At 50.8% G+C, this 252-nt stretch carries 1 pseudogene; it reads left to right on the top strand.

Annotation, left to right across the window (positions count from 1 at the left end):
* Window positions 1–252: pseudogene (locus PGX78_RS06185) on the top strand (endonuclease MutS2); the annotation flags it as partial.

Below are 252 nucleotides of genomic sequence, written 5' to 3'. Positions count from 1 at the left end.
TCCCGGTATTGTTCACGACATGTCGGCCAGCGGGGCGACCTTATATGTAGAACCCTTGGCGGTCGTCGACGCGAATAACGACTTGCAGACGGCAAAGTTGGCGGAAGAAAAGGAAATAGAACGAATTTATCGCCGTCTGACAGCCCTTATTGCAGGACAATATGAAGACCTGTATAAAAGCACGATGACGACAGGGGAATTGGAATTCGCACTTACCAAGGGACGGTTGGCGTTGCAAATGAAGGCGACACG

Source organism: Megasphaera sp. AF13-6AC (assembly GCF_027685385.1).
GTDB classification, from domain to species: Bacteria; Bacillota; Negativicutes; order Veillonellales; family Megasphaeraceae; genus Megasphaera; species Megasphaera micronuciformis.
Note: the sequence above shows the minus strand (reverse complement) of the source record. Positions and strands in the feature narration are given on the sequence as shown.